We start from the raw sequence: 336 nt of genomic DNA, 5'->3' as shown, positions 1-336 counted from the left end.
TCTGACCGGCTGGACGTGTTCCGGTGCGCAGGCCGTGTCGTCCCCGGTGCACGGGGGTGCCGGGGCTGTTCGGGCGACGCCGCAGGGTAACGACCTGGCACGTTGTCAGCAGGTCGTCTCCGTGTGGCCGAACACGACGTACCAGCTCTCGGCCTGGGTCCAGGGCGGCTACGTGTTCCTCGGCGCGACCGGCACCGGTGGCACCGACCCGCAGACCTGGGGTTCGCCGGGCACGGCGTGGGGCCGGCTCGCGACGTCGTTCACCACGGGTGCCTCGACCACGTCGGTGACGGTCTACGTGAACGGCTGGTACGGCCAGGGCGCTTATCTGGCCGA

Annotated in this window: 1 protein-coding gene; it reads left to right on the top strand. The window is 71.1% G+C overall.

All coding sequences use genetic code 11. The features are described 5' to 3' along the window. Window positions 1-34: 34 nt before the first annotated feature. Window positions 35-336 (top strand): carbohydrate binding domain-containing protein (locus tag FAF44_RS53945; protein ID WP_308193557.1); only part of this gene is annotated, 302 nt, incomplete at its 3' end.

This window comes from Nonomuraea sp. MG754425, assembly GCF_021699195.1.
Classification (GTDB): Bacteria; Actinomycetota; Actinomycetes; order Streptosporangiales; family Streptosporangiaceae; genus Nonomuraea.
This window is presented reverse-complemented; position numbering and strand designations above follow the sequence as displayed.